At 66.3% G+C, this 25,244-nt stretch carries 23 protein-coding genes; 16 read left to right on the forward strand and 7 right to left on the reverse strand.

What is annotated here, in order from left to right; translation table 11 throughout:
- The first annotated feature begins 164 nt into the window (after window positions 1-164).
- The 4 genes from AC5RUQ_RS09570 to AC5RUQ_RS09585 all read left to right on the forward strand — a co-directional run bounded on the left by AC5RUQ_RS09570 (window position 165) and on the right by AC5RUQ_RS09585 (window position 4,243).
- Window positions 165-827, forward strand: coding sequence for an arsenate reductase/protein-tyrosine-phosphatase family protein (locus AC5RUQ_RS09570; RefSeq protein ID WP_493947073.1), 663 nt, complete (start codon window positions 165-167; stop codon window positions 825-827).
- Between the two features lie 344 nt (window positions 828-1,171).
- Window positions 1,172-2,278, forward strand: coding sequence for an LCP family protein (locus AC5RUQ_RS09575; RefSeq protein WP_493947074.1), 1,107 nt, complete (start codon window positions 1,172-1,174; stop codon window positions 2,276-2,278).
- 227 nt (window positions 2,279-2,505) lie between these two features.
- Complete coding sequence (locus AC5RUQ_RS09580; RefSeq protein ID WP_493947075.1) at window positions 2,506-3,291, forward strand: histidine phosphatase family protein; 786 nt, start codon at window positions 2,506-2,508, stop codon at window positions 3,289-3,291.
- Window positions 3,269-4,243 carry an NAD(P)H-hydrate dehydratase gene (locus tag AC5RUQ_RS09585; RefSeq protein ID WP_493947076.1) on the forward strand — a complete coding sequence of 325 codons (975 nt, stop codon included), beginning with the start codon at window positions 3,269-3,271 and terminating at the stop codon, window positions 4,241-4,243. Before AC5RUQ_RS09580 ends, AC5RUQ_RS09585 begins: the two co-directional genes overlap by 23 nt.
- Window positions 4,244-4,477: 234 nt before the next feature.
- Here the strand turns inward: AC5RUQ_RS09585 and AC5RUQ_RS09590 are convergent, their stop codons facing one another.
- Complete coding sequence (locus tag AC5RUQ_RS09590; RefSeq protein ID WP_493947078.1) at window positions 4,478-4,900, reverse strand: Hsp20/alpha crystallin family protein; 423 nt, start codon at window positions 4,898-4,900, stop codon at window positions 4,478-4,480.
- Between the two features lie 585 nt (window positions 4,901-5,485).
- Here AC5RUQ_RS09590 and AC5RUQ_RS09595 point away from each other — a divergent pair.
- A complete protein-coding gene (locus AC5RUQ_RS09595) occupies window positions 5,486-7,723 on the forward strand; it encodes a S9 family peptidase (RefSeq protein ID WP_493947079.1) in 2,238 nt (745 codons plus the stop codon).
- A gap of 71 nt (window positions 7,724-7,794) precedes the next feature.
- On the opposite strand, the gene AC5RUQ_RS09600 is transcribed toward AC5RUQ_RS09595, so the two are convergent.
- On the reverse strand, window positions 7,795-8,247 hold the full coding sequence (locus AC5RUQ_RS09600) for an SRPBCC family protein (RefSeq protein WP_493947080.1): 453 nt from the start codon (window positions 8,245-8,247) through the stop codon (window positions 7,795-7,797).
- 292 nt (window positions 8,248-8,539) lie between these two features.
- Between AC5RUQ_RS09600 and AC5RUQ_RS09605 the strand changes: the two genes are divergently transcribed.
- From AC5RUQ_RS09605 to AC5RUQ_RS09620, 4 genes are read left to right on the forward strand one after another with little or no spacing between them, the layout of a single operon-like run.
- On the forward strand, window positions 8,540-9,292 hold the full coding sequence (locus AC5RUQ_RS09605) for a peptidoglycan-binding protein (protein ID WP_493947198.1): 753 nt from the start codon (window positions 8,540-8,542) through the stop codon (window positions 9,290-9,292).
- Between the two features lie 6 nt (window positions 9,293-9,298).
- Window positions 9,299-11,734, forward strand: coding sequence for a zinc metalloprotease (locus AC5RUQ_RS09610; RefSeq protein ID WP_493947082.1), 2,436 nt, complete (start codon window positions 9,299-9,301; stop codon window positions 11,732-11,734).
- Between the two features lie 8 nt (window positions 11,735-11,742).
- Window positions 11,743-11,949 carry a hypervirulence associated TUDOR domain-containing protein gene (locus tag AC5RUQ_RS09615; protein WP_163168045.1) on the forward strand — a complete coding sequence of 69 codons (207 nt, stop codon included), beginning with the start codon at window positions 11,743-11,745 and terminating at the stop codon, window positions 11,947-11,949.
- Between the two features lie 4 nt (window positions 11,950-11,953).
- The gene (locus tag AC5RUQ_RS09620; RefSeq protein ID WP_493947083.1) at window positions 11,954-13,150 is read left to right on the forward strand and encodes an NAD(P)/FAD-dependent oxidoreductase; all 1,197 of its coding nucleotides are present in this window, start codon (window positions 11,954-11,956) and stop codon (window positions 13,148-13,150) included.
- 97 nt (window positions 13,151-13,247) lie between these two features.
- Here AC5RUQ_RS09620 and AC5RUQ_RS09625 read toward each other — a convergent pair whose 3' ends face one another.
- Together AC5RUQ_RS09625 and AC5RUQ_RS09630 are read right to left on the reverse strand one after the other, a co-directional pair.
- Complete coding sequence (locus tag AC5RUQ_RS09625) at window positions 13,248-13,823, reverse strand: GNAT family N-acetyltransferase (RefSeq protein ID WP_493947085.1); 576 nt, start codon at window positions 13,821-13,823, stop codon at window positions 13,248-13,250.
- A gap of 10 nt (window positions 13,824-13,833) precedes the next feature.
- Window positions 13,834-15,000, reverse strand: coding sequence for an acetate kinase (locus AC5RUQ_RS09630; RefSeq protein WP_493947086.1), 1,167 nt, complete (start codon window positions 14,998-15,000; stop codon window positions 13,834-13,836).
- Window positions 15,001-15,139: 139 nt separating this feature from the next.
- Here AC5RUQ_RS09630 and AC5RUQ_RS09635 point away from each other — a divergent pair, with 139 nt between their 5' ends.
- Entirely contained in the window at window positions 15,140-15,445 is a 306-nt protein-coding gene (locus tag AC5RUQ_RS09635) for a hypothetical protein (protein ID WP_493947087.1), read from the forward strand.
- A gap of 75 nt (window positions 15,446-15,520) precedes the next feature.
- Here the strand turns inward: AC5RUQ_RS09635 and pta are convergent, their stop codons facing one another.
- Window positions 15,521-17,599, reverse strand: a complete 2,079-nt coding sequence (gene pta / locus AC5RUQ_RS09640; RefSeq protein ID WP_493947088.1) for a phosphate acetyltransferase — start codon at window positions 17,597-17,599, stop codon at window positions 15,521-15,523.
- Between the two features lie 223 nt (window positions 17,600-17,822).
- On the opposite strand from pta, the gene AC5RUQ_RS09645 reads away from it, so the two are divergent.
- The 5 genes from AC5RUQ_RS09645 (at window position 17,823) to AC5RUQ_RS09665 (ending at window position 21,841) form a co-directional block, all read left to right on the forward strand.
- Window positions 17,823-18,272, forward strand: a complete 450-nt coding sequence (locus AC5RUQ_RS09645; protein WP_458781141.1) for a hotdog fold thioesterase — start codon at window positions 17,823-17,825, stop codon at window positions 18,270-18,272.
- Between the two features lie 7 nt (window positions 18,273-18,279).
- The gene (gene paaK, locus AC5RUQ_RS09650) at window positions 18,280-19,647 is read left to right on the forward strand and encodes a phenylacetate--CoA ligase PaaK (protein WP_493947089.1); all 1,368 of its coding nucleotides are present in this window, start codon (window positions 18,280-18,282) and stop codon (window positions 19,645-19,647) included.
- Window positions 19,648-19,692: 45 nt separating this feature from the next.
- On the forward strand, window positions 19,693-20,316 hold the full coding sequence (locus tag AC5RUQ_RS09655) for a TetR/AcrR family transcriptional regulator (protein WP_493947090.1): 624 nt from the start codon (window positions 19,693-19,695) through the stop codon (window positions 20,314-20,316).
- A 97-nt stretch (window positions 20,317-20,413) separates the two neighbouring features.
- Window positions 20,414-21,526, forward strand: coding sequence for a S1C family serine protease (locus AC5RUQ_RS09660; protein WP_493947091.1), 1,113 nt, complete (start codon window positions 20,414-20,416; stop codon window positions 21,524-21,526).
- Between the two features lie 24 nt (window positions 21,527-21,550).
- On the forward strand, window positions 21,551-21,841 hold the full coding sequence (locus AC5RUQ_RS09665; protein ID WP_493947092.1) for a hypothetical protein: 291 nt from the start codon (window positions 21,551-21,553) through the stop codon (window positions 21,839-21,841).
- 70 nt (window positions 21,842-21,911) lie between these two features.
- On the opposite strand, the gene AC5RUQ_RS09670 is transcribed toward AC5RUQ_RS09665, so the two are convergent.
- Window positions 21,912-22,319: a VOC family protein gene (locus AC5RUQ_RS09670; RefSeq protein WP_493947094.1), complete on the reverse strand. Its 408-nt coding sequence runs from the start codon at window positions 22,317-22,319 to the stop codon at window positions 21,912-21,914.
- Window positions 22,320-22,535: 216 nt separating this feature from the next.
- Window positions 22,536-24,647 carry a phenylacetic acid degradation bifunctional protein PaaZ gene (paaZ, locus tag AC5RUQ_RS09675; protein WP_493947096.1) on the reverse strand — a complete coding sequence of 704 codons (2,112 nt, stop codon included), beginning with the start codon at window positions 24,645-24,647 and terminating at the stop codon, window positions 22,536-22,538.
- A 144-nt stretch (window positions 24,648-24,791) separates the two neighbouring features.
- Here paaZ and AC5RUQ_RS09680 point away from each other — a divergent pair, with 144 nt between their 5' ends.
- Window positions 24,792-25,238: a PaaI family thioesterase gene (locus tag AC5RUQ_RS09680; protein WP_493947097.1), complete on the forward strand. Its 447-nt coding sequence runs from the start codon at window positions 24,792-24,794 to the stop codon at window positions 25,236-25,238.
- Window positions 25,239-25,244: the final 6 nt, after the last annotated feature.

The raw sequence follows: 25,244 nt of genomic DNA on the forward strand, positions 1-25,244 counted from the left end.
TGCAGAAGGTGATGGAGCGTCCGGGAAAAACCTGCGAAAGGTGATGGAGCGTCGGGGAAAAACCTGCAGAAGGTGATGGAGCGTCGGGGTGGGGAGGCCGCCGTCGGGCTGTTGCGTGTTAAGTTGAAAAGCACGGAGGCACCGGCTGGAAAGAGAAATCTCCCTTGGACTCACCCGCACCAGTAAGAATCCTGACCGTCTGCACGGGCAACATCTGCCGGTCCCCTGTGGCTGAACGGCTCCTGCAGGCGGGGCTCAACCAGGTGCTGCCGGGCGCTTTCGAGGTGGCCAGCGCAGGGACCCGTGCCATGGTGGGCGACCCCATGCAGCCGATCTCCGCAGACATTGTGCGCACGTTCGGCGGCAATTCCGAGAACTTCGCCGCCCGCCAGCTGACGCCGAAGATCCTGCGCGGTGTGGACCTGGTGCTCACCATGACCTCGGGACACCGCGGCGAAGTGCTGCAGCTTGACGCGTCGCTCCTCAAAAGGACCTTCACCATCCGCGAGTTTGCCCGGATGCTTGACGTCCTCGACCAGCGCGCTGCCGCTGCCGAGGGCAGGGAACCGGAGTTAGGAACGCCTGACGACGGCGACCCGCTGGCAGCCAACCACACTTTCTGGCGGGGCTTGCCGGCCCGGGCGGCCGCTGTGCGCCATCTGTCGCTGCCGGCGGACCCGGCCGAGAACGACATCATCGATCCCTACCGCCGGGCGCCGGAGGTGTACCGGCAGATGGAGGACGAACTCGCGCCTGCCATCGTGTCCATCCTGCGCCACGCACGCCTCAACGCTCCCGTTCGCGGGACGCGTGCGGGTTCGCTGTAGCGTTACGGCGAGCCGGGCACCTTTCCGGCGACTTCGACGACGGCGCCCCGCCTGACCTGCCAGCCCCGCCGCCGTCGTTCGGCCGCGCCCGCCTGACCCGCCTGTCAACGTCGTGATGCCGCGGTGGAAAATCCTGCGGGATTTCTGCGGATTCCCCTGATGTATCGCGGTTCCGCCGTTGCTAACTTCGGGGATGGGCAGCCACTTACGGCCAGCGCATGGTGCTGCCGGAACCCCGACTTAATCGAAAACATCCCGCAGATGACAGTTTGGACACGTATGTAGCCAGCGGGGGTCCGGCGGGCGGACACTGATCCCACCATCCCACAATGAGGTGAGGCACAATGAGCACGCCAGCCGGTTCTGAACCATCCGGTACCAACCCCTCCGACCCCCATCCGCATGGCCTGCTCGCGAACGGACGGCGGCGGTGGATCGCCGCACTGCTGGCACTCGTCCTTGTGGTGGTCGCCGCCGTCGCGGTCATCAGCCTCAACCGAGCCGGCGCGGAGGCGCAGCCCGCAGCGGTGCAGACCGAAATCCCGCCCACGCCCTCCGAAACACCGTCAGAAACTACACCTCCTCCCCCGCCTCCTCCCCCGCCACCTCCTCCACCCATTCCGGAGCATCCGGCCGTACCCATGAACGTGTTGGTAATCGGCAGCGACATGCGGGGCGTCGCGAGGGATGCTGCAGCACATACGGCAGCGACCGGCCAGCCCATGGACCATCGTTCAGACGCCCTCATGCTTGTCCACGTTCCTGCTGACCGCCGGACCTTGTACATCGTCTCCATCAACAGGGATATGTGGGTGGACATCCCAGGCTTCGGCGGGGGGAAGATCAACGCCGGCCTGCAGTACGGCGGCATCGACATGACCACGCAAACGGTGCAGCAGCTGTTCGGGATCACTATCCACCACACCCTGATGCTGGACTTCGGCGGCCTCAAGCTCATGGTGGACGGGCTGGGCGGCATCGACGTCAACGTGCCCGTCCCGTTCCAGTCGACGCACGATACAGGGCACGTGTTCGGTCCGGGCGTGAACCACCTGGACGGCCAGGCTGCGCTGGAATTCTCGCGGGAGCGGTACGCGTTCGTGGACGGCGACTTGCAGCGGGTGCGCAACCAGCAGATTCTGCTGCGCGCCGTCCTGGCCCGCCTCACCGCCGGCGGCATATTATATGATGTGACAGCGGTAAGGAGTTTGGTGGACTTCGCGTCCTGCTGCCTCACTGTGAACAAGGGTTTTGACCCGGTGCAGGCGGCCATCCTCGCCTACAGCCTGCGCAACCTGGACGCGAATGCCATTGAAACCATGACCTTGCCGACCGCCGGCTCCGGATTCATCGCGGGCCAGTCCGTATTGTTCCCTGATTACGGTGCCATCAACGCCGTAGGGGCCGCGCTGCGCGAGGGCCGGATCGGGGACTTCGCGGCCGTGCCGTAGGGCGGGCGGAACGCGAACGGCGGCGCCATGTTCACCTAGGTGCCGCCGCCGGAGCGGTAGCAGTGCCGGCGGCAGCCGCGCCTGCCCGCCCGGCGTCAGGATGTAGAACTTTCGTATCCCGCCGCCGTCCGCTTTTCTCCCCCTGCTTACTTTCGTTCGTTTACTTTCCCTGCTCCTTGGGTACGCCGCTGGTAATGTTCCTGCATTCGGCAAGGCACACGGACGGGGTGATTCTTGTGAAAGAGGATGGGCTGACTGAGGCTGTCCAGGAAGCCGGGGCGGTGGAGCTGATCCTGATCCGCCACGGTGAGAGCGAAGGCAACGTGGCCGCAACTGATGCGCGGCTGGCGGGGGCCGAGGTCATCGAGGTGCCCGCCCGGGATGCTGACGTGAACCTGTCCGGCACAGGGCAGGAACAGTCAAAGGCCCTGGGCGCGGCGCTGGCACGGATCGCGGAGGACCTCCGGCCTGATGCCGTGGTCTCCTCGCCCTACGCCCGCGCGCGCCAGACGGCCGAAATCGCCGTTGAGGCCGCAGGCTGGCCCCTGCAAGTGCGGACGGATGAACGGCTACGGGACCGCGAACTTGGCATCCTGGACCGGCTGACCCGCCGGGGCGTCGAAAATCGCTTTCCGGAAGAGGCAGAGCGCCGCGAGTGGCTGGGCAAGATGTACTATCGGCCGCCAGGCGGCGAATCCTGGGCTGATGTGGTGCTGAGGCTGCGGTCTGTCCTGGATGAACTGAACAACCTCAGCACGGGGCACCGGGTGATGCTGGTCTGCCACGATGCCGTGATCCTGCTGTTCCGGTATGTGCTCGAAGGAATGACGGAGCGGGAAATCCTGGACCTCGCGGCAAGCACGTCGGTGCTTAATGCCTCCCTGACCCGGTACGTGCGACCGTCAGGCGAGGGGCCCTGGACTTTGGAGAGTTTCAACATGGCGGACCACCTTACCGAGCAGGGCGTCGCCGTCACCGAACACGCAGGGGATGCCAGTGTCCACCCAAAGTGAGTCCGTTGCCGCCGCTTCACCTACCCTGGTGACGCCGTCGCTGCTGCGCGACTGGCCGCTGCCGGCGCCGGGCGAGGACAAGTACTCGCGCGGCTCGGTGCTGGTCATCGGCGGTGCACGGGCGACACCCGGTGCGGCACTGCTGGCAGGTACTGCTTCGCTGCGGGCCGGCGCCGGAAAGCTCACCCTTGCCGTGGCGGAATCCGTCGCCATGCAGCTCGGTGTAGCACTGCCGGAATGCGGGGCCATGGGACTCCCGGAGACCGCAGAGGGGTCCGTGACCGGCGAAGGACTGGATCGGATTTCTTCCTACCTCGACCGTGCCGATGCCATCCTGGTGGGCCCCGGGCTGGACGACCCGGACCTTGCCGAGAATCTGCTGCGGGCGCTGTTGGAGCGGGAAGGGGGCGGCTCCGGTAATTCAGGTTCCGGTGATTCAGGCTCCGGGGAGGGAAATGCGGGAGGTGGCCCCGCCGTCGTGCTTGATGCCTACGCCCTGGGCGGCCTCGTGAAGCTGGCGGACCGGCTGGACCCGTGGAAGGGGCGCCTGATCCTTACGCCCAATCCCAAGGAGGCAGCGATCCTGCTGGGCCGGGAGATGGAGGACCTGACGGCGGATGTGGCTGAGATCGCCGATAAGTTCCGGGCCGTAGTGAGCTGTCAGGGCTTCATCGCCCGGCCCTCCGGCGGAGACGCTCCGGAGGAATCCGAGCTCTGGAAGATGACCACCGGCTACGGTGGGCTGGGGACCTCGGGCAGCGGGGACGTCCTGGCCGGGGCGATCGCGGGCCTGCGGGCGCGGGGAACCACCAGCGCGCAGGCGGCATGCTGGGGCACGCATCTTCATGCCGCAGCAGCCGACAGGCTTGCCAGCAGGCTGGGCCCCCTCGGTTTCCTTGCCCGCGAACTGGCCGACGAACTGCCCGCACTGATGCTGGAGCTGAACACTTAACCCCACCCTGTATGGTTGCAGCCCCGGGCGCTGGACGCCCCCGTCCTTGGATGCCTCTGGGCGTGGATGCCTCTGGGCGTGGGATGACCCCCGGCCGAAGCCGGGGGCCACCGTATCGGGAAGTTCAGGCCTCACCTGCCGATGCGCGAAAGGCGCTGTGGCGTGCTCAGAATGGCTATCCGCCCCAAGAGGCAGTCAACAATCAATACCCGACGTCCCGATCCTTGTTGGCGACTAGGCGGAAATTTCCTGCTTTGCCCCCTTGGCCTCAATCTCGATCTTGCGCGGCTTAGCCTTTTCGGCGACAGGAATCCGCAGAGTCAGGACACCGGCGTCGTACGAAGCCTTCACGTTGTCAGTGTCCAGCGTGTCCCCGAGCATCAGCTGGCGGCTGAACACGCCGCGCGGCCGCTCGGAGGCGATCAACTCGGTGTCCTTGCCTGCAGGTTCGGGACGCTCTGCCCGCACCGTCAGGACATTCCGTTCCACATCCAGATCCACCGAATCCGGGGTGACGCCGGGCAGATCAAAGGCGACTACAAAGTCCTGGCCTTCACGCCATGCGTCCATCGGCATTGCTGCCGGACGCGCTGCCGTGCCGAGGACCTGCTGGGCCAGCCTGTCCAGCTCGCGGAACGGATCGGTTCGCATCAACATGGCTTCCCTCCTCGTAAGAGACGGTCCAACACCTGTTTTGGTACCAGCCGATCTGTATTGGCTGATATAGATTTTTTAGCACCTGCCCAACAGATTCGCAAGCGGTTTTTGCAAAGAATTTCTACTGCGTTCGGGCGGGTGCAGCAGGAACGGCGAAGGGGCCTTCGCGGCGTGCGAAGGCCCCTTCAGCGCTGTGTATTGGCTGTTCTAGCTGCGGGTGGGGTCTGGCCGGAGCGGCGCGGGACCCGGGTCCGGGACGGGCAGTGGACCGGGCGGCGCCGGCGTCGGGAATGGATTAGGTCCGGGATGGCCGGGCTGGGTGGGATCAGGCTGGTCCGGGCCCGGTTCCGGCGGGAACGGCTCGGGCTCGTGCACTGGCGGGATGGTCATAAACTTCCCCTCTCACGCTGGGCGGATGTGCCTTAGCGTGAACAGGATACGCCTGCCGCCAACAGCCCACTAGGGCGCCATGTCACCTGGATCTCTGCGGGAGGTGATGGCGCGTCGGAGGTGGCAGCGGCGGGGGGTTATCGTCCGGTAGCGAACGGCCGGTTCATTGTCGGTCCGGGTCTATATATTGAACTCATGACCCAGACTCCGCTGCAGGATTCCGCCAGCACCGCCGCCACCACGCCCACTCCCCCGGTGGCCAAGAAGATCCCCTCCGAGCGCATCCACCACGGAGACACCTTCGTAGACCACTACGAGTGGCTGCGGAACAAGGAATCCGACGAGGTTGTGGAGCACCTGAAGGCTGAGAATGCCTACCAGGAAGCGGTCACTGCGCATCAGGAGCCGCTGCGCGAGGCGATTTTCCAGGAGATCAAAGGCCGCACGCAGGAGACAGATCTGTCCGTCCCCCACCGCAAGGACGGCTGGTGGTACTTCAGCCGCTCCGTGGAAGGCAAGGAGTACGGCATCCAGTGCCGGGTGCGCGCCCAGAACACCGGAAACCCCGTTGCGGACTGGACTCCCCCCGCAGTGGAGCCCGGCGTCGAAATTCCGGGCGAGGAGGTCCTGCTCGACGGCAACATCGAAGCCGAGGGGAAGCCGTTTTTCTCGGTGGGCGGCACGGCCGTGACGGTGGACGGCAACCTCTATGCGTACGCCGTGGACAACGCAGGCGATGAACGCTTCACCCTGCGCATTAAGGACCTCCGGACCGGCGACCTGCTGCCTGACGTCATCGAGAACATCTTCTACGGCGTCGCCTTCTCCCCCGACGGCACCCGCATCTTCTACACAGTGGTGGACGACTCCTGGCGCCCCTACCAGGTCAAGGCCCACACCCTTGGAACACCCGTCACCGAGGACGTGGTGATCTACCAGGAAGACGACGTCGCCATGTGGCTGGGCTTCGAGCTTTCCGCCGACCGCCGCTACCTCGTGCTGGGCATCGGCTGCTCCGAGTACAGCGAGACGCGCCTGCTCCGGTTCGATGACCCGGCCCAGGAGCTCACCACCGTGATCCCACGGGATGAGCGCGTGCTCTACGAGGCCGAACCGGTCCTGCTGCCCGGCCCGGACGGCATGAAGACGGAACGCATCCTCCTCACGCACAACCGCGGCGCCATCAACTCCATGGTCTCGCTGGCGGACCCGGCCGAGCTTCGCAAGCCGCTCGCCGAGCAGCGCTGGGACACCGTCGTCGAACATTCCGACGACGTCCGCGTCAATGGTGCGGGCGTCACCTCCACACACCTCATCGTCTCCATCCGCAAGGACACCATCGAGCGGGTCCAGGTCATGGGGCTGGCAGGCCTGGGGACGGAGGCCCAGGAGGCACCCGTGGAGCCCGCGTTCGACGAGGAGCTGTACACCGCGGGAGTTGGCGGTTCGGACTACGAGGCGCCGGTGATCCGGCTCGGCTACACGTCCTACTTCACGCCGTCGCGGGTTTACGACTTCGTCCTGCCCACCCCCGGGCAGCCCGCCGGCGAGCTGCTCCTTCGGAAGGAAAGCCCGGTCCTGGGCGGCTACGACGGCAACGACTACGTGGCCACGCGCGAATGGGCCGAGGCCAGGGACGGCACGCGGATCCCGCTTTCGGTGCTGCGCCACAAGGCCGTGAAGCAGGATTCGACGGCGGCCGGCCTGGTGTACGGTTACGGCTCCTACGAGCTGAGCATGGACCCCGGCTTCGGCATCGCGCGCCTGTCCCTGCTGGACCGTGGCGTGGTGTTCGTGATCGCACATATCCGCGGCGGCGGCGAGCTCGGCCGGCACTGGTACGAGAGCGGCAAGAAACTCGCGAAGAAGAACACCTTCACCGATTTCGTGGACGCAACCGACTGGCTGGCGCATTCCGGCTGGGTAGACCCGACCCGGATTGCGGCCCTCGGCGGCTCGGCCGGCGGACTGTTGATGGGTGCCGTGGCCAACATGGCTCCTGAAAAGTACGCCGCGATCGTGGCCCAGGTGCCGTTCGTGGATGCGCTCACCACCATCCTGGACCCCGAGCTGCCGCTGTCAGCCCTCGAGTGGGAGGAATGGGGCAACCCGATCACAGACCCCGAGGTCTATGCCTACATGAAGTCGTACTCCCCCTATGAGAACGTGAGCCCTGCCCGGTACCCGAAGATCGCCGCGGTGACGTCCTTTAACGACACCCGGGTGCTGTACGTGGAGCCGGCAAAGTGGGTGCAGCAGCTGCGGAACAGGACCACGGGATCCGAGCCGGTGGTGATGAAGATCGAGATGGACGGCGGCCATGGCGGCGCTTCCGGCCGCTACGTCCAGTGGCGCGAACGGGCCTGGGACTACGCCTTCATCGCCGACTCGCTCGGCGCCACGGAACTGCTGCCGGGAGCCGGCCTGAAGTAGGACTCGAGGATACGACGGCGGGCCCGTCCCGCCGTCGTTGTCCGCCGTTGCCCCGCCAAAGTGCCGGAACGTCAGGACTGCGGGTGTTCGGCCAGCCACTCTGCAAGGGTTTCGAGGTTGGCGCGGACGGTCCGCCCCTGGGCACGTTCCACCAGGGAGTCGGCCAGTTTGCCAAAGACGCCGCCCAGGCCGGACCCGGCATCGATCCGCTGGGTCAGGCGGGTGCCGCCGTCGGACGGTTCCAGTGTGAGCGTTACGGTGAAGTCCAGCTTGCCTTCAACGGAGCGGGACACCATCCGCCGGGGCGGGTCGAATTCGATGATCTCGGTTGTCCAGTCGAACTGCTTTCCCATGATTTTGCTGGTTCCCCGCCCACGGGCGCCCACCCCGAGGGGGCCGCCGCCGATCTGCTCGGACGCGGTGACCGAGGAATCGTAGACGGCGATGTTTTCGAACTTGGAGAGGAAGTCAAAGACTTCCTGCGGCGGCCGGGCAATAACAACACTTTCTTCTACAACAGGCACTGAGTTCTCCTTTGAAGGGCACCTGGTGCCGGCACGGCTCTGCCGGCAGGAAGGCAGGCACAGCGACAGATTGGACCCTCCGCCAGCCGGAGTCAATGCCCTGCCACTAGGGCTGAACGGTGCGGGAAGGGAAGCGGCGAATGCCCCCTCGAACCGGCGTGACCAGCGGTAACACGTCCCGCCGTGGGACCCGCCTGTACTAAAAAATGCTCATCATGCTTACTATTGTTTGGCGCTGACTGCCCGCTGGGGGCAGGCCACCCCGGCGCCGAATCTGGAGGTTTGCGTGAGCATGGAACAGGAAATGCGTCCCCTGACCGACGATGAACTGATGTCAGAGCAAGCAACAGCCCTGCCGGACAAGGAAGTTGCCTCTGTCCTTGACCTGAACGCGGATCTGGACCTGGGCATCGATGCTGCAGCACCCATTGACCTTGCCGTGGCGGCCAACGCCAACGTGGCCGCACCGATCGACGCCGCAGCCTCCGCAAACATCCTCTCCTACGGTTCGGACGCGCAGGCACTGGCGGACCAGGGCGTCATGATCGAACAGGGCATCGTGGCCGACGCGAACGCCGAATCCACTCAAGACAGCACCATCAACCAGGGCAACGACACCGTTGACGGCGGCGGCACCACGGCGGGCACCGGAACCACTGAACCGGGCACCGTTGCGGGAACGGCCGACGCCGGGAGCCTCCTCCCCGACGGAACGGCCACCGACGGCCTTGTCCCCGAGGACGGCCTGGGCGGCACCCTGCCCGACGTCGGCGCACTGCCGGTGGACCCCGCCGCCGCACTGGACGGGGACCTGCTAAACGTCAACGTGGACCTCGCGGCCGACGCCGACATCGCCGCACCTATCAACGGCGCAGTGGCCGCGAACGCAAACGTCGCCGCCCCGATCGACGCCGCCGTCGCCGCGAACATCGGATCCATCGACAGCCAGGCTTACGCGGTGGCCGAGCAGGACGCCATCATCTCGCAGCACATCGAGGGCGAAGCCAACGCCTCCGCGGACCAGCAGTCCAACCTCGAACAGTAAGCACAGATGACCCACGCCACCGGCGGGCCGCGCCCTGAGGCCGGCCCGCCGTCGTCCCCTGCCTCCCTTGCCGAGCACCCGGTGCAGGTTCCCTCCCGTGCCTTCGGCGTCCAGCTCTTGGGGCAGTCCGAGGGGTCGGGTTACCGGGAGCCGCCTTCCCTGGTCCGCCGCGCGGACGGCCAGACCCTGCAGCTGACCCGGCTGCTGTACCTGGTGCTGGAAGCTGCGGACGGAAACCGGAGCGTGGAGGAGATCGCGCAGCACGCCACGGCGGGTTCCGGACGGCTCATCAGCGCGGACAACGTGCGCACGCTGATGGACTCCCAGCTGCTGCCAATGGGACTGCTCCGCCTGGCCGATGGATCGGAGCCGGAAGTCCGGAAGGCAGACCCGCTGCTGGGCATGCGCTTCCGCTACACAGTGACCGACACGGAACGCACGCGGAAAATCACGGCACCCTTCGCGGTGCTTTTCAGTCCGCTGATCGTCGTGGCCGTGACGGCCGGCTTCCTGGCTGCCTGTTGGTGGGTGCTGATGGTGAAGGGTCTCGGCTCGGCCACCCACGAGGCGTTCGCCAACCCGGCACTGCTGCTGCTGATTTTTGCCATCACCATCCTTTCAGCCGGTTTCCACGAGTTTGGACATGCCGCAGCCGCGCGCAAAGGCGGCGCAACACCCGGCGCCATGGGCATGGGTCTCTACCTCGTCTGGCCGGCGTTCTTCACCGACGTCACCGATTCGTACCGGCTGGGCCGCGGCGGCCGGCTGCGCACAGATCTTGGCGGCCTCTACTTCAACGCGATTGTTGCAGTGGCGATCATGGGGCTGTGGTGGGCCACCGGCTTTGATGCCCTGCTGCTGGTGGTGGTCACCCAGATCCTGCAGATGGTCCGGCAGTTGCTCCCCCTGGTGAGGTTCGACGGTTACCACATCCTGGCTGACGCCACCGGAGTACCCGACCTGTTCCAGCGCATTAAGCCCACCCTCCTGGGCCTGCTGCCCTGGCATTGGGGAAAACCGGAAAACAAGGTGCTCAAGCCCTGGGCCCGGGCCGTGGTGAGTGTGTGGGTGCTGGTGACCGTGCCGCTGCTGCTGTTCAGTTTGGCCATGATGGTGCTCGCCCTGCCGCGGCTGCTGGCCACCGCATGGAGCAGTGCCGCGAGGCAGCAGGAACTGTTCGCCGAAAGCCTTTCCGCCGGTGATCCGGCGGGCGCCGCGGTGCGGGTCCTGGCCATCGCGGCCGTGGCCCTTCCCCTGCTGGGCATGCTTTACATCCTGCTGCGGCTGCTGAGGCAGCTGGTCAGCGGGCTCTGGCAGAAGACCCGCGGCAACGCCCTGCAGCGCACGGCCGCCATGGGTGTTGTGGCGGCGCTGCTCGCAGGGCTCGGCTGGGCATGGTGGCCCGAGGGCGGGACGTACCGTCCGGTGCAGCCGTACGAACGCGGCACGCTGGCGGATGCAACAACGTCGATCTTCGCTGCTGCGGACACCGTTTTGCGGGAAGGCAGCAGCGGAAGGACCGTGGCGCTGTGGCCCGAAGGTGCCGCTATGCCTACCCGGGAGAACCCGCAACTGAGCATGGTGCTGGTGCCGGCGGAGGCTTCGCCCGGCTCCGGCCCGGCATCATCCCCATCCGCTTCTCCAGCTGCGGCTGCACCGCCGTCGTGGGTCTTCCCGTTCGACCGGCCAGCGGCGCCTGCGCAGGACGGCAACCAGGCCCTGGCCGTGAACACCACCGACGGTTCCGTCACCTACAGTGTGGCCTTCGCGCTGGTGTGGGCCGAGGACGGGGATCCCGTTGACACCAGGAACGAGGCGTACGCCCTTGCCAGCTGCACCGGCTGCGCAGCGGTGGCGGTGGGCTTCCAGGTGGTCCTCATCGTGGGCCAGGCGGACGTGATCGTCCCGGAGAACCTCTCGGCCGCAGCCAACTACAACTGCCTCGAGTGCCTCACCTTTGCGCTGGCCAGCCAACTGGTCCTCACCCTGGATGGTCCGCTCAGCGAATCCAGCATGGCGCAACTGACGGCCTTGTGGGCAGAAATTGCCGAGTACGGCCGGAACATCCAGAACGTGCCGCTCTCGGAAATCCAGGGCCGGCTCGCCGCGTTCAAAGACCAGATCACGGCCATCGTCCAGGCCGACCCACGTGCCACCCAGGGCTCCACGCAAGCCGTCACGCCTCGTCCAACCGACGGACCGGGCGCAACATCGGTCCCCACAACTCCAGCTGTGCCGGCTACACCCGCCCCAAGTTCACCCGGAACGGGGGCCCAGGCACCTGCTCCGGCAGGAACCGGGGCCGCAACCGCACCGGCGACGAAGCCCGCCCCCGGCTACGCACCGCCGTCGTACGCGCCCGTTGAGTCGCCGGTCCCAACAGCGGATACTGGGGGCACGGCCCCCGTTGTGGAGCCCCTACCCACCGCAAATCCCAGCTAGGAGAGCAGATGTCGTTGAGCAAGGGAACGTCCGTGGAATGGAACACGCCGCAGGGCAAGACGCACGGCAAAATTGTGGAAAAGAAAACCAGCGACTTCGAACTGGACGGCAACAAGCACCGTGCCAGCGAAGACGAGCCCCAGTACGTGGTGGAATCGGCGAAGACCGGCGCGCGGGCTGCCCACAAGGCCTCCGCCCTGACGGAAAAGAAGTAGCACGGTGCCCGCACAGCACGAGGTTGTGATCATTGGCGGCGGCAATGCCGGCATCTCCCTGGCTGCCCGGCTGGAGCGCTACGGCGTCAAGGATGTGGCCGTCATTGAGCCCCGCGAGCACCATTACTTCCAGCCGTTGTTCTCCCACATCGCCGGCGGCAGGGCAGCAGCCAAGGAAGCCGTCCGGCCGCAGGAGCCCCTGATCCCGAAGGGTGTCACCTGGATCCGTGATTCCGCCACGGGCGTGGACACGGACTCGAACACGGTCACCCTTGAGTCCGGAGCCACCGTGGCATACGGCCAGCTGGTGGTATGCCCGGGCCTGCAGTACGACTGGGACGCGGTGCCCGGCTTGGCCGAGGCTGTGCATTCCCCCAATGGGGCTTCCCACTACGAATTCGAGTTGGCGCCCAAAGCCTGGACGCTGCTCAGCGGCTTGAAATCCGGCACCGCCGTGTTCACCATGCCCGCCGGCCCCATCAAGTGCGGCGGCGCTGCGCAAAAGCCGATGTACCTTGCCTGCGACTACTGGCGGGAACAGGGCGTCCTGGACCAGATCCGGGTTGTGATGGTCCAGCCCTACCCCACTGTGTTCGGGGTGGCGGAGGTGGACCGGGAACTGGACCGCAAGATCGCCGAGTACGGCATCGAACTTCGGACCAACAGCGAACTGGTGTCCGTCGATGCTGCGGGCCAGAAGGCGACGGTGCGGAACATCGAGTCGGGCGTCGAGGAAAACCTGCACTACGACGTCCTCAACGCCGTCCCGCCCCAGTCGGCGCCGGACTGGCTCAAGGCAACGGACCTGCCCGCCCCGGCTGAGGCGGGCGGCTTTGTGGAGGTGGACCGGCAAACCCTCCGGCATATCCGGTTCCACAACGTATGGTCCCTCGGCGACGCGGCCGGGACCACCAACTCCAAGTCAGGCGGTGCCCTGCGCAAGCAGACCAAGGTGCTGGCCAAGAACCTGGTGGCTGCCCGGAAGGGGAAACCGCTGCCGGCTAAGTACAACGGCTACTCCGTGTGCCCGTTCACGGTGTCGCGCAACACCGTGGTGTTTGCGGAGTTCGACGACCGGTACCGGCCCATGCCTACGATCCCCCGTGTGCCCACCTGGAACGAGAGCAAGCTGTCCTGGGTGGTGGACCGGGACATCTTCCCGCAGGTGTACTGGAACCTGATCCTCAAGGGCCGCGCCTGAGGGGTGCGAGAGCGTTTCCGGAAAAGGCGCATCAAGTGAGAGAGCGCTTGAGAAAAGGCCACATCAAGTGAGAGAGCGTCGCTGGGGGTTTCGGCGTTTAGGGCCTGGTCCGTTTTAGGGCCTGGTCGACGCGCCACTCGTCGGCCAGGACCGCGAAGATCAGCTCGGTGGCCCACTGGCCTTTGTAGTGCCACTTGTCCACGTGCCGTGCTTCCTGCCGCATGCCCAGCCGGCAGCAGAGCTCGGCCGATGCCGTGTTGAGTTCGTCCAGGCGCGCCTCGATCCGGTGCAGGCCCAGCTCCTCGAAACCAAGCCGAAGCATCGCCGCTGCGGCCTCGGTGGCGTAGCCCTTGCCCCTGGCACCCGGCGCCAGGGCCCAGCCCACCTCGCCCTGCCCCCGGCCCGGCAGCCATTTCAGCACCACCTCGCCCTGCAGGCCGGCCTGGTCCGCGGACTCGATGGCGAGCGCCACCCAGTCGCCCTCCTTCTCGAAAACGAAGTTGGCGTACCGGCCCACGCGCTCCATCGACTGGGTGTAGCTCTTGGCCGGTCCGGGCAGGAACCGGGCCGTCTCCGCCAGCGAATGATACGCGTGGAAGGCGTCCAGGTCACGGCCCTCGAAGCGGCGCAGGACCAGCCGCTCGGTGCGGATCGGCAGGGTGATCTCAGGCATGGGAAGGAGGCTACCGGCCAGACCCGGATCCTACGACGGCGGCCGTCGCCTCCGCGATGGCGCGTTCCTCGTCAGTGGGAACCACCAGGACGGGGACGGCGGACTGCGGGGTGGAAATGAGGCGGGGTTCCTTGGACCGCTCCGCGTTCAGGCCGGCGTCGAGCTCTATGCCCAGGGCACCCAGCTTCTCCGCCACGAGCGCGCGGAACTGGTGTGAGTTCTCGCCGATGCCGGCGGTGAACACCAGTGCCTTGGCTCCGCCCACGGCCACGTGGTAGCCCCCGATGTATTTGGCCAGCCGATACGAGGTCACGCCGAGCGCGGTGGCCGCCTTGGCGTCGCCGGCCTCGGATGCCTCGACCACGGAGCGCATGTCGTTGTTGCCGGCCAGGCCCTTCAGCCCGGATTCGCGGTTGAGCATGGTGTCGATGTCTTCAGGGGTCCAGCCGGCCCGGCCGAGGAACACCAGGATGGAGGGGTCCAGGTCGCCCGAACGGGTGCCCATCACCAGGCCCTCCAGCGGGGTGAAGCCCATGGACGTGTCCACGGAATGGCCGCCCCGGATAGCCGTGACGGAGGCGCCGTTGCCCAGGTGGGCGATGACGCCGTCGAACTCCTCAACCCGAAGGTCCAGCAGCGCGGCGGCGCGGCGGGTGACGTACTCATGGGACGTGCCGTGGAAGCCGTAGCGGCGGATGCCGTGGTTCGTGTAGAGCTCGTCCGGGACGGCGTAGCGCCAGGCGTGCTCCGGAAGGGTGCGGTGGAAAGCTGTATCAAACACAGCCACCTGCGGCATGTCCGGCCACTTTTTGGTGATCGCACGGATGCCCAGGACGTTGGCCGGGTTGTGCAGGGGCGCCAGCGGGTTGAGCCGCTCGATCGCGCGGGTGATCTCGTTGTCGATCAGCACCGGTTCTGCGAACCGCTCGCCGCCATGCACCACGCGGTGCCCAACCGCGGCCAGCTCCAGGCCGCCCAGCTCCTGATGGATGGCTGCGTCCACCTGCTCCAGGGCCTCGGCGTGGTCCCGCGGGCCCTCGATCTCGCCGTCACCGTCGCCGCCGTTGCCCATGCCGATTTTTTCGATCAGCCCCTCGGTCAAGACGCTTCCTGCGGCGACGTCGCGCACCTGGTACTTGAGCGAGGACGAGCCGGAATTGATGACAAGCACGAGCATGCGGGCCTCCTGAGCCTGGCTTCTGCAGTTCAAACCACACTATAGGTTGCCCTGGTGCCATGCAGTTTCCTTGCGGATGGGGGCGGGCTGTGCCTAGAGTCGGCGGACAGGCTGGACCACGCCCCGAGAGGACAATTCCATGACCAACGAGCCCGCATCGATCGACGAGAACGACCCCACCAACACGGGTTCCAGCAGCACGGCGCCCCTCAATCCGCAGGCGGACTCCGACGCCGGCCCAGGCTCCGGTACCAAGGATCCCACTGTGGTTGAGGGCGCCAACCCGGCCCTGGACGACACCGGCAACGTCAAGGCCGCCGAAACGGGCGAAGCCCCGCAGGCCCCCGAAAATACCGAGGACCTGGACCTGACGCCGCAGGGCCTGTCCGACGAGCCCGCCAAGCAGGAGGACGAGCAAAGCCTGGCCAAGCCGGACAACAGCTGACCCCTGCAAAAGGACGACGTCGGCACCCAGCCCGGGTGCCGACGTCGTCCTTTGCTTTCGAGGACTTGGCCACTCCTAGGAGGCCGGCGCCTGCGCCTGGATGGCCGTGATGGCCACGGTGTTCACGATGTCCTCAACGGTGCAGCCGCGGGAGAGGTCGTTGACCGGCTTCCGCAGCCCCTGCAGGACGGGCCCGACGGCGACAGCCCCCGAGCTTTGCTGCACCGCCTTGTACGTGTTGTTGCCGGTGTTGAGGTCCGGGAAGATGAACACGCTGGCCTGCCCGGCCACTGAGGAGCCCGGCATTTTGGACTCGGCGATCGAAGCATCCACGGCGGCGTCGTACTGGATGGGGCCTTCGACGGCGAGGTCGGGACGGCGCTGGCGGACCAGCTCGGTGGCCTGCCGCACCTCGTCCACGGCCGAGCCGGAACCGGAACCGCCGGTGGAGTAGGAGAGCATAGCCACCCGCGGCTCGACGCCGAACTGGGCTGCGGTCTCGGCGGATGCCAGCGCGATATCCGCCAGCTGCTCCACGTTCGGGTCCGGGTTCACTGCGCAGTCACCATAGACCAGCACCCGGTCCGGCATCAGCATCAGGAACACGGACGACACGATTTTCACGCCCTCGCGGGTCTTCACGAACTCCAGCGCGGGCCGGATGGTGTGCGCGGTGGTGTGGGCAGCCCCGGACACCATCCCGTCCACCACACCCAACTGGACCATCATGGTGCCGAAGTAGCTGACATCCTGCATGATCTCAAGGGCCTTGGCCAGGTCCACACCCTTGTGTGCCCGGAGTTCCGAGTACTGCTCGGCGAACTTCTGCCGCAGGTCGGAGGTGGCGGGATCCACGATGTTGATTCCGGACAGGTCGATACCGCGGGCAGCGGCCAGTTCGCGGACGTCCGATTCGGGTCCGAGCACGGTCAGGTCGCAGACGTCGCGCCGGTGCAGGATTTCCGCCGCGCGCAGGATCCGCACATCCGTCCCCTCGGGGAGGACTACGTGGCGGCGCTGGGCCCGGGCCCGTTCGATGAGGTCGTGCAGGAAGCGGAGCGGGGTCATCCGCTCGGCCCGCGGCAGGTGCAGCCGTTCCACCAGCTCCGCCTCATCCACGCTGCGGGACCAGAGTCCCAGGGCCGAGGCCACCTTGCGGCGGTGCCCGGACCAGATCTCGCTCCGGACTTCCGAGACGCGGCGGGCCGTGGTGTAGGTGTCCTCTTGGGCGGCGAACACCGGGAACGGCGCCTGCGCCAGGAGAGGATAGATGTTGGCGTCCGGCGCCAGCCCGCCTGTGAGGATGAGCGCTGAAGCCACGGGAAACTCCGGCGAGAATGAGGACGCCAGGCATGCCACCATCACGTCGGCGCGGTCCCCGGGCACAATCACCAGGGCGCCCTCGTCCAGCACGTTCAGGAAGTTGCCCACGTTCATGGCAGCCACCTTGATGTCCCGGACGTCGCGCTCCATGTCCGCCCGGCCGGCAATCTGCCGCACGCCAAGCGCGGCAGCCACTTCCCCGGTGGTGGGGCGGGCGATTTCCTCCAGCTCGGGCAGGACGTAGACCGGCCGCTTGGAGGCGCCGGGCTTGACGGCGGCGGCGATAGCGTCGACGTCGTCCGGGTCAGCGCGGTTCACCATGATGGCCAGCAGCGCGCATTTCTCCGCGGCGAGCTCCTTGCGGGCGACCTCGACGGCGGCCGCCGCCTCCGCCACGGTCCGTCCCTTGGCGCCGACCACGGCCACCACGGGGGCGGCCAGGTTGTTGGCCAGGCGCGCGTTGAGGTCGAATTCGACGGCGGCGTCCTGGCCGGTGAGGTCGGTGCCCTCAACGATCACCACGTCGCAGTGGCGGGACATTTCGGCGAAGATTTCCACGCAGCGGGAGTCGATTTCCTCGCGTTTGCCTTCGGCGAGCAGGAACCGGACTTCCTCGTGGGTAAGGCCGCCGCGGCAGCGCTCATCCTCCAACGCAAACCTGGACTTCATGAGGGCCACCATGGGATCGTCCGCCGCATTCGGCCCATGCACCACGGGTTTGAAGAAGCCGATCCTGTCGGCATGCCGGTGCAGGGTGTCCGCCAGGCCCAGGGCCACGAGGGATTTGCCCGATCCGGGGGTGGTTGCGCTGACGTAGATGCTTTTGGCCATGGTCCGCCCTTTTGCTGATGTGCTGGTGCCGGTCCTTCCATCCTTGCACTTCCCTCCCCACACGAGGGCACTTCGCGCTCCGCGAGACGGGTCTTCGCGGCAATCCGGAAGCCCGGCACTGCCGTTACAAGGCGTCCCGCGGGACGCCGTTCCCCTTGACACCGCACCCCCTCATGGGATTACCTAATGAACATTCGGTAAATAAAGCTGGAGGCAATGACGCATGGCTGAAACAACAGTTTCCGGGGCGATCCACCCCATCCTGGAAAACGACTACGCCTCCATCTGGATGGGCATCGAGGTCCTCGCCGTCAGCGAAGGGCACGCCACCATCCGGATGACCCTTCGCCAGGAGATGCTCAACGGCTTCGGCATGGCGCATGGCGGAATGATCTTCGCCTTTGCGGACTCCGCCTTCGCCATGGCCTGCAACCCGGTCCACCCGGCACCCGGCGAGGAAAACAACATCACTGTGGCCGCCGGCGTCGACATCAACTTCCTCAAGCCGGCCTACCGCGGCCAGGTGATCACCGCCGTCGCCGACCGCCGCTCCAGCGCCGGGCGCAGCGGCCTGTACGACATCCAGATTTTTGCTGCCGACGCCGGCGCGCCTGCCCCGGGCGAACTCATCGCCGAGTTCCGCGGACGCAGCCGGACCATCCCCAAGAAGTAGGACAACCATGACCCTCCACGCCCCCGAAACCCCCGCCGCGACCGCAGCAACGTCCGCCGCCGCGCCTGACGGCCTGGACCGCGAGGAGACCATCTCGCGCGACGAGCTCGAGGCCCTGCAGCTCACCCGGCTCCAGCACACGGTGGCCTACGCTTACGAGCGCGTGCCCCTGTACAAGCGCAAGTTCGACGAGGCCGGCATCCACCCCACCGACCTGCGTGAACTCAGCGACCTGGGCAATTTCCCGTTCACCACTAAAGAAGACCTGCGCGCCGAATACCCGTTCGGGATGTTCGCCGTGCCGCAGAGCGAAGTAGCCCGGGTGCACGCCAGCTCGGGCACTACGGGCCGGCCCACCGTCGTCGGCTACACCAAGCAGGACCTGGCGGACTGGGCCAAACTCGTGGCCCGCTGCTTCCGCGCGTCCGGTATCCGCCCCGGCATGAAGGTCCACAACGCCTACGGCTACGGCCTGTTCACCGGCGGCCTGGGCGCCCATGCCGGAGCGGAAGCCCTCGGCTGCACGGTCATCCCGATGTCCGGCGGGCAGACCGAGCGCCAGATCCAGCTGATCCAGGACTTTAAGCCAGACGCCATCCTGGCCACCCCCACGTACCTGCTGACCATCGCCGACGCCATGGCGCACATGGGCATCGATCCGGCCTCCACCTCCCTGAAGTTCGCCGTCCTCGGCGCCGAGCCATGGACCCAGGAGATGCGGCATGAACTCGAAGTCACCATGAACATCAAGGCCTGCGACATCTACGGGCTTTCAGAGGTGATGGGTCCAGGCGTCGCTGGTGAGGCAGTGGAAACCCAGGACGGCAGCCACATCTGGGAGGACCACTTCCGTCCCGAAATCATCGACGCCTTCAACCCGGTGGTGGGCAAGGAAAACGTCCTTCGCGACGGCGAACACGGCGAGCTGGTCTTCACCTCGCTCACCAAGGAAGCGCTGCCCATCATCCGCTACCGCACCAAGGACCTCACCCGGCTCCTGCCCGGCACAGCCCGCCCCGCCCACCGCCGGATGGGCCGCATCACCGGCCGCAGCGACGACATGATCATCCTCCGCGGCGTCAACCTCTTCCCGTCCCAGATCGAGGAAATCGCCCTGCGGATCCCCGAGCTCAGCCCCCACTTCCAGCTCGAACTCACCCGCCCCGAGGGCCAGCGGATGGACCAGCTCACCGTCCGGATTGAACGCCGCGACGCCGTCACCCCCGAACAGAGCACGACGGCGGCGCGCAACTTGAAGGAGCAGATCAAGATCCACGTGGGTTCGTCGTGCACGGTGGATGTGGTGGAGCCGGGCTCGCTTGAGCGGTCCAACGGCAAGCTGCGGCGCATCTACGACCTGCGGCCGAAAGGCTAGGAGCAGCGCGCAGGCCGACCGACCGTTCATGAGAAACTAGGCACCATGCCCAGCACCACTGAAACAGCAAGTACAGCCGCCGGCGCCAAGCGCGGCCGGCCCGGCTACGACCAGCAGTCGGTGCTGCGCATCGCCGTCGACGTTTTCAACCGGCACGGCTACGACGCAACGTCCATGGGCATCCTGGCGGACAACCTGGGCATCTCAAAGTCGGCGATCTACCACCACGTGCCGTCCAAGGGCGACCTCCTCAAGCTCGCCCTTGACCACGCACTAGGGGGCCTTGAGGCCATCCTCGAACAACCGGAGGCTACCTCCGGCGCGGCCGACGCGCGGCTTGAGTTTGTGCTCCGGCAGACGGTGGCCGTGCTGGTGGACCGCCTCCCGTTCGTTACGCTGCTCCTGCGCCTGCGCGGCAACACCGAGATCGAACGCAACGCGCTGGAACGGCGCCGCACCTTCGACCACAAGGTGGCCGCACTGATCTCCAACGCCCGGGACGAGGGCTCGCTGCGGCAGGACATCGACCCGCGGACCGTCACCCGGCTCCTGTTCGGCATGATCAACTCGATCGTGGAATGGTACAAACCCGGCGGGTCACTTTCGCCCGAAAGACTTGCCGACGACGTCATCACCATGGCGTTCGACGGGCTCCACTCCCAGCCTTAGACCCCTTCGCCCGGCCAAGATACTAAGTGTGCTTGGTATTTCTGTTGCTGCCCGGTTACGGTGGTAGAAGCAGGCAGCATCCGCAGGGAGGTCATCCATGAGCACCACCATCAGCCAGGGATTCCGCGGGCCTGCCTGCCTGCGTGCAGCAGCCGGAGGAATGGTCCTGGCGTTGTCCCTGGCCCTCACGGCGTGCACCGGTTCACCTGCTCCCCCTGCCCCCAGCGAACCGTCCGCAGCCACCACGGCCGGCGCCAACAGCCCGCCCAGCGCCACGGCTTCACCCACCGTGAACGCGCCCGCTCCTGATGCGGCCGGCGGCATTCCCCAGCTGGTGGAGAACCTGGCCCCGTCCGTAGTGACCATTTTCACCGAGGGCGGCTTGGGTAGCGGTGTGGTGTATTCGGAGGACGGCCTCATCCTCACCAACGAGCATGTGGTTCGGGGCAACACCACGGTTGAGGTCGGTTTCGCGGACGGGCAGCGGGTAGAGGGGACCGTGCGGGCCACGGATCCTGTCACGGACCTGGCCCTGGTCCAGGCCAACCGCACCGGGCTGCCTAAGCCCCCCTACCAGAACAGCCTTCCCCGCGTGGGAGAAGGTGCGCTGGTACTCGGTTCCCCACTGGGCTTTGAAAACACCGCCACCGCAGGGATCATCTCCGGCCTCCACCGTTCAATTCCGGGTTCCGCCTCCAACAGCCTCTCCCTGGTGGACCTGATCCAGACTGACGCGCCGATCAGCCCAGGCAACTCCGGCGGCGCCGTCATCAACATGCGCGGTGAGATCATCGGCATCAGCGAGGCGTACATCCCGCCGTCTTCCGGCGCCGTCTCCCTCGGCTTTGCCATCCCTGCCGCCACCGCGGTCCAGGTGGCGGAGGAGCTGCTCGCCGACGGTACGGCCGAACACGCCTATCTCGGCCTCACCCCGGGCGAACTGACACCGCAGATCGCGGACCAGCTGGGCATCGACGCAACCACCGGCGTCGTCGTCTTGTCCGTGGACGGGGACGGCCCGGCGGGCCGGGCCGGAATCCGCCCCGGCGACGTCCTGGAATCCATGGAAGGAGTGGAGCTGAATGCGCCCGAGAAGCTCCTGGCTGAACTCCGGAACCGCAACCCCGGCGATACCGTAGGCTTCAAAGTCCGGCGGGATGACCAGACGCTGGACATCAAAGCGGACCTTATCGACCGGCCAACCGAGTAGTAAACCCAAAAGGAAGGTTAGACAATGAGCCCCAAGGAAGAACCGAACGCCGGCTTCATCATTCCGGACCCGTCCAAAGTCCGCGAGGACATTCCCCAGGATGCCGCAGACGAAGCCAACGCGATCCGCTTCAGCGAGGAGCAGGCGCTGATCGAGGAACAGTCCCACGGCATCCGCCCGGACACCTACAGCGTTCCCTCCGGCGGCCCCACTATGGATGAAGCCCGCGGCAACATGGACCTCTCCGACCAGACCGGGGCGGCGCCGTCGGACGACAGCAGCGACGACGGCCTGCACAGCGGTGCCGAATCCTGACACTTCTGGCGTAAACGACGGTAGGGGCGCCCCGGTTGATCGGGGCGCCCCTACCGCTTTCAGGGGGTATCTAGAGTTCGTACTCGGCCTGGACACCAAGCGATTCGTGGACGCAGAGGATGTTGTGCTCCGTGTCCATGAACCAGGCGCACTTCTCCGAGTTTGTGGTGCAGATGTGGTTCTCGGTCTTCAGGTTCGGCAGGTCGTAGTCCTGGAACTGCACTCCCCTGGCTTCCATGTCCCGGACGGTCCGCTCGATGTCCGTCACCTCGAAGCTGATTGCAGTGTGCTCGGAGTGTTTTCCATCCGAGACGGGCATCAACTGCAGCATCGGGCCGCCGTTGGTGCCGAGTAGTTCGCTTCCATCGTCTGTCATGCCGCGGTGCGGGATCCCGAGTTTTTCTGTGTAGAACCTGCGGGCGCGCATCGGATCATCGACTGGCAGGACGGTGGTGGCTGTGTTCATTCTTAGGGTCATATGGCCACCTCCTAAAGGGAGAATTTTACGCCCGGGTGGCCTGAAAAGCGCCGCCCGTTTCCCTGCTTCAAACGCTCTCTCACTTAATGCGCCCCATCCCGAAACGCTCTCTCACTTAATGCGCCCCAACCCGAAACGCTCTCTCACTTTCCTAAGGACAGTGAGAGAGCGTCAGGGAAAAACGCGCATTAAGTGAGAGAGCGTCGGGGGGTGGGGCTACTTCGCCACGAGGGTGAGGACGTCGTAGGTGGCCACGATCTCGTCGTTCTGGTTGGTGAGCACTGCGTCCCAGGCAACCTCGCCGTACTCGTCCGTTTCGCGCGGGGTGATTTTCTTGGCCGTCAGCGTGACGCGGATTGAATCACCAGCGGCCACCGGCGTGACGAAGCGCAGGTTCTCCAGCCCGTAGTTGGCCAGTACCGGGCCCGGAGCCGGCTCAACAAAGAGTCCCGCGCCCCAGGCGAGCAAGAGGTAGCCGTGCGCCACGATGCCCGGGAAAAACGGGTTGGCTTCCGCGGCTTCCTGGTTGGTGTGGGCGTAGAACGTGTCGCCGGTGGAGTCGGCGAAAGCGGAAATATCCTCCAGCGTGACCTGGCGCAGGTCCGACCTGACGGCGTCACCAATCCGCAGCGTCTCCAGTGACTTACGGAAGGGGTGGGTTCCCTCCGTCTCAAGGGTGAAGTTGCGGTCCGCGCCGGCATGCCAGACGCCGGTAACGGCGGTGAGCATGTTGGGTGAGCCCTGGATGGCCGTGCGCTGCATGTGGTGCATCACCGAGCGGATACCGCCCAGTTCCTCGCTGCCGCCTGCCCGGCCGGGGCCGCCGTGGACCAGGTGCGGCACGGGTGAGCCATGACCGGTGGAGCTGCGGGCGTCCTCGCGGTTGAGCATCAGGACGCGGCCGTGGTGGGCAGCGATTCCCATCACGAGTTCGCGGGCCACGGCCGGATCGTTGGTGCACACCGAGGCCACCAGGGAGCCGCTGCCGCGGGCGGCGAGGCGGATGGCATCGGGAATGTCCTTGTAGCCGATCACAGAAGAAACGGGGCCGAAGGCCTCCAGCGAGTGGACTTCCTCCGCCTCGGGGTCCTGCCAGTTCAGCAGGACGGGAGCCATGAAGGCGCCGCCGTCCGCCACGCCCGTGGACCCGTCGGCGGAAGTGACCGACGGCGTTTCGAGGGTTCCGTACGCAAGCTCACCGCCGGCGTCGAGCATTGACTGCACGGCCGCGCGGACGCCCTCAAGCTGCTCAACGGAGGCCAGCGCGCCCATGGTGACGCCGTCCGCCCGAGGATCGCCCAGCACAACACGTTCAGAGATCCGTTTTCCGACGGCGGCAGACACGGCGGCTACGAGCTCCTGCGGAACGATGGCGCGGCGGATGGCGGTGCACTTCTGCCCCGCCTTCGCGGTCATCTCGGTGACAACGGACTTCACGAAGGCGTCGAATTCAGGCGTGCCCTCCAGGGCGTCGGGTCCCAGGATCGCGGCGTTCAGGGAGTCGGTTTCGGAGGTGAACCGGACCCCGCCCTGGACCACGTTGGGGTGGGATTTGAGGGACAGCGCGGTGGAGGCAGAGCCGGTGAAGGCCACCAGGTCGCGGTAGTCCAGCACATCCAGCAGCCCGCGGACGGAGCCGGAGATCAGCTGCAGCGAGCCCTTGGGAAGGATGTTGGATTCAACAATGGCCTTGACCACGGCTGCAGCTACGTAGCCGGTAGGCGTGGCGGGCTTGACGATAGTGGGAACGCCGGCAATGAAGGCCGGGGCGAACTTCTCCAGCATGCCCCACACCGGGAAGTTGAACGCGTTGATCTGCACGGCCACGCCCGGGATGCGGGTGTAGATATGCTCGCCGGCGAAGGAGCCGTCCTTGGACAGCACTTCCATGGGCCCGTCCACCACCACCTGCGAGTTCGGCAGTTCGCGCCGGCCCTTGGAGCCAAAGGTGAACAGGACGCCGATGCCGCCGTCGATGTCGATCATGGAGTCGACCTTGGTGGCGCCGGTCTGGGCCGAGAAGGAGTAGAAGTGTTCGCGCCGGGCGTGGAGGTACTGCGCCAGTTCCTTGAGCTTGAGGGCGCGCTGGTGGAAGGTCAACTGGCCGAGTTCAGCCTGTCCGGTAGTGCGGCCGTAGTCGACGACGGTGGAAAGGTCCAGCCCCTCCGTGCTTACCTTGGCCAAAATCTCCCCCGTGCTCGCATCACGTACGGGGACAGCGGAACCCGTGGAACCGGCGTCGGGCGTCCACCACGCATCCATGATGAAGCTGGGCACTGTCTCCACGGTGTCGACCGTGGCCTGGGGAGCTGTGGCGGTGGTGGTCATCGTTGACGGGTCCTTCCAACAAGGGGCATACAAAGGCGGCCAGTGATTACTGACCGTCCGTTCGGTAATATATTCACCATACATGAAAGGCCATGGTGCACACTAGAAGGCCGGGCCCGAAATGACCACCCAGAAGGAGAACAGATGAGCGCCCCCTCGCCGAAGGATGCAGCTGTGGAGAACCGGCCTGATGCCCACGAGTTGTGGAAGATTACCCTCGGTGAGCTCGACGAAAAGATGGGCGTGAAGATCCTCGAGGAGTCGGTGGAGCGTGTGGTGGCCACCATGCCTGTGGAGGGGAACAGGCAGTCCTTCGGGCTGCTGCACGGTGGAGCGTCTCTGGCCGTAGGCGAAGCGGTAGGGTCCTGGGCTGCCGTGATCCACGCGAGCACCATGGGCAAAACGGCGGTGGGCGTGGACGTCTCCGCCACCCACCACCGCTCCGCGCGGGAGGGCCAGGTGACCATCACCGCCACCCCCATCCATCTGGGCGGGACGCTCACAACGCACGAGGTGGTCATCACCAACGAGGCTGGCCAGCGGCTTTGCACCCTGCGCATCACCAACCTGCTGATGCGGCGGCACAAATAACCAGTC

Source organism: Arthrobacter sp. MDT2-3, from assembly GCF_059090465.1.

Excerpts from the sequence above, each read along its gene's own strand:
- AC5RUQ_RS09575 (WP_493947074.1), top strand. The coding sequence starts at position 1,172 with ATGAGCACGCCAGCCGGTTCTGAACCATCCGGTACCAACCCCTCCGAC.
- AC5RUQ_RS09585 (WP_493947076.1), top strand. The coding sequence starts at position 3,269 with ATGCCAGTGTCCACCCAAAGTGAGTCCGTTGCCGCCGCTTCACCTACC.
- AC5RUQ_RS09590 (WP_493947078.1), bottom strand. The coding sequence starts at position 4,900 with ATGTTGATGCGAACCGATCCGTTCCGCGAGCTGGACAGGCTGGCCCAG.
- AC5RUQ_RS09595 (WP_493947079.1), top strand. The coding sequence starts at position 5,486 with ATGACCCAGACTCCGCTGCAGGATTCCGCCAGCACCGCCGCCACCACG.
- AC5RUQ_RS09605 (WP_493947198.1), top strand. The coding sequence starts at position 8,540 with ATGGAACAGGAAATGCGTCCCCTGACCGACGATGAACTGATGTCAGAG.
- AC5RUQ_RS09610 (WP_493947082.1), top strand. The coding sequence starts at position 9,299 with ATGACCCACGCCACCGGCGGGCCGCGCCCTGAGGCCGGCCCGCCGTCG.
- AC5RUQ_RS09615 (WP_163168045.1), top strand. The coding sequence starts at position 11,743 with ATGTCGTTGAGCAAGGGAACGTCCGTGGAATGGAACACGCCGCAGGGC.
- AC5RUQ_RS09625 (WP_493947085.1), bottom strand. The coding sequence starts at position 13,823 with ATGCCTGAGATCACCCTGCCGATCCGCACCGAGCGGCTGGTCCTGCGC.
- AC5RUQ_RS09630 (WP_493947086.1), bottom strand. The coding sequence starts at position 15,000 with ATGCTCGTGCTTGTCATCAATTCCGGCTCGTCCTCGCTCAAGTACCAG.
- AC5RUQ_RS09635 (WP_493947087.1), top strand. The coding sequence starts at position 15,140 with ATGACCAACGAGCCCGCATCGATCGACGAGAACGACCCCACCAACACG.
- pta (WP_493947088.1), bottom strand. The coding sequence starts at position 17,599 with ATGGCCAAAAGCATCTACGTCAGCGCAACCACCCCCGGATCGGGCAAA.
- AC5RUQ_RS09645 (WP_458781141.1), top strand. The coding sequence starts at position 17,823 with ATGGCTGAAACAACAGTTTCCGGGGCGATCCACCCCATCCTGGAAAAC.
- paaK (WP_493947089.1), top strand. The coding sequence starts at position 18,280 with ATGACCCTCCACGCCCCCGAAACCCCCGCCGCGACCGCAGCAACGTCC.
- AC5RUQ_RS09655 (WP_493947090.1), top strand. The coding sequence starts at position 19,693 with ATGCCCAGCACCACTGAAACAGCAAGTACAGCCGCCGGCGCCAAGCGC.
- AC5RUQ_RS09660 (WP_493947091.1), top strand. The coding sequence starts at position 20,414 with ATGAGCACCACCATCAGCCAGGGATTCCGCGGGCCTGCCTGCCTGCGT.
- AC5RUQ_RS09665 (WP_493947092.1), top strand. The coding sequence starts at position 21,551 with ATGAGCCCCAAGGAAGAACCGAACGCCGGCTTCATCATTCCGGACCCG.
- AC5RUQ_RS09670 (WP_493947094.1), bottom strand. The coding sequence starts at position 22,319 with ATGACCCTAAGAATGAACACAGCCACCACCGTCCTGCCAGTCGATGAT.
- paaZ (WP_493947096.1), bottom strand. The coding sequence starts at position 24,647 with ATGACCACCACCGCCACAGCTCCCCAGGCCACGGTCGACACCGTGGAG.
- AC5RUQ_RS09680 (WP_493947097.1), top strand. The coding sequence starts at position 24,792 with ATGAGCGCCCCCTCGCCGAAGGATGCAGCTGTGGAGAACCGGCCTGAT.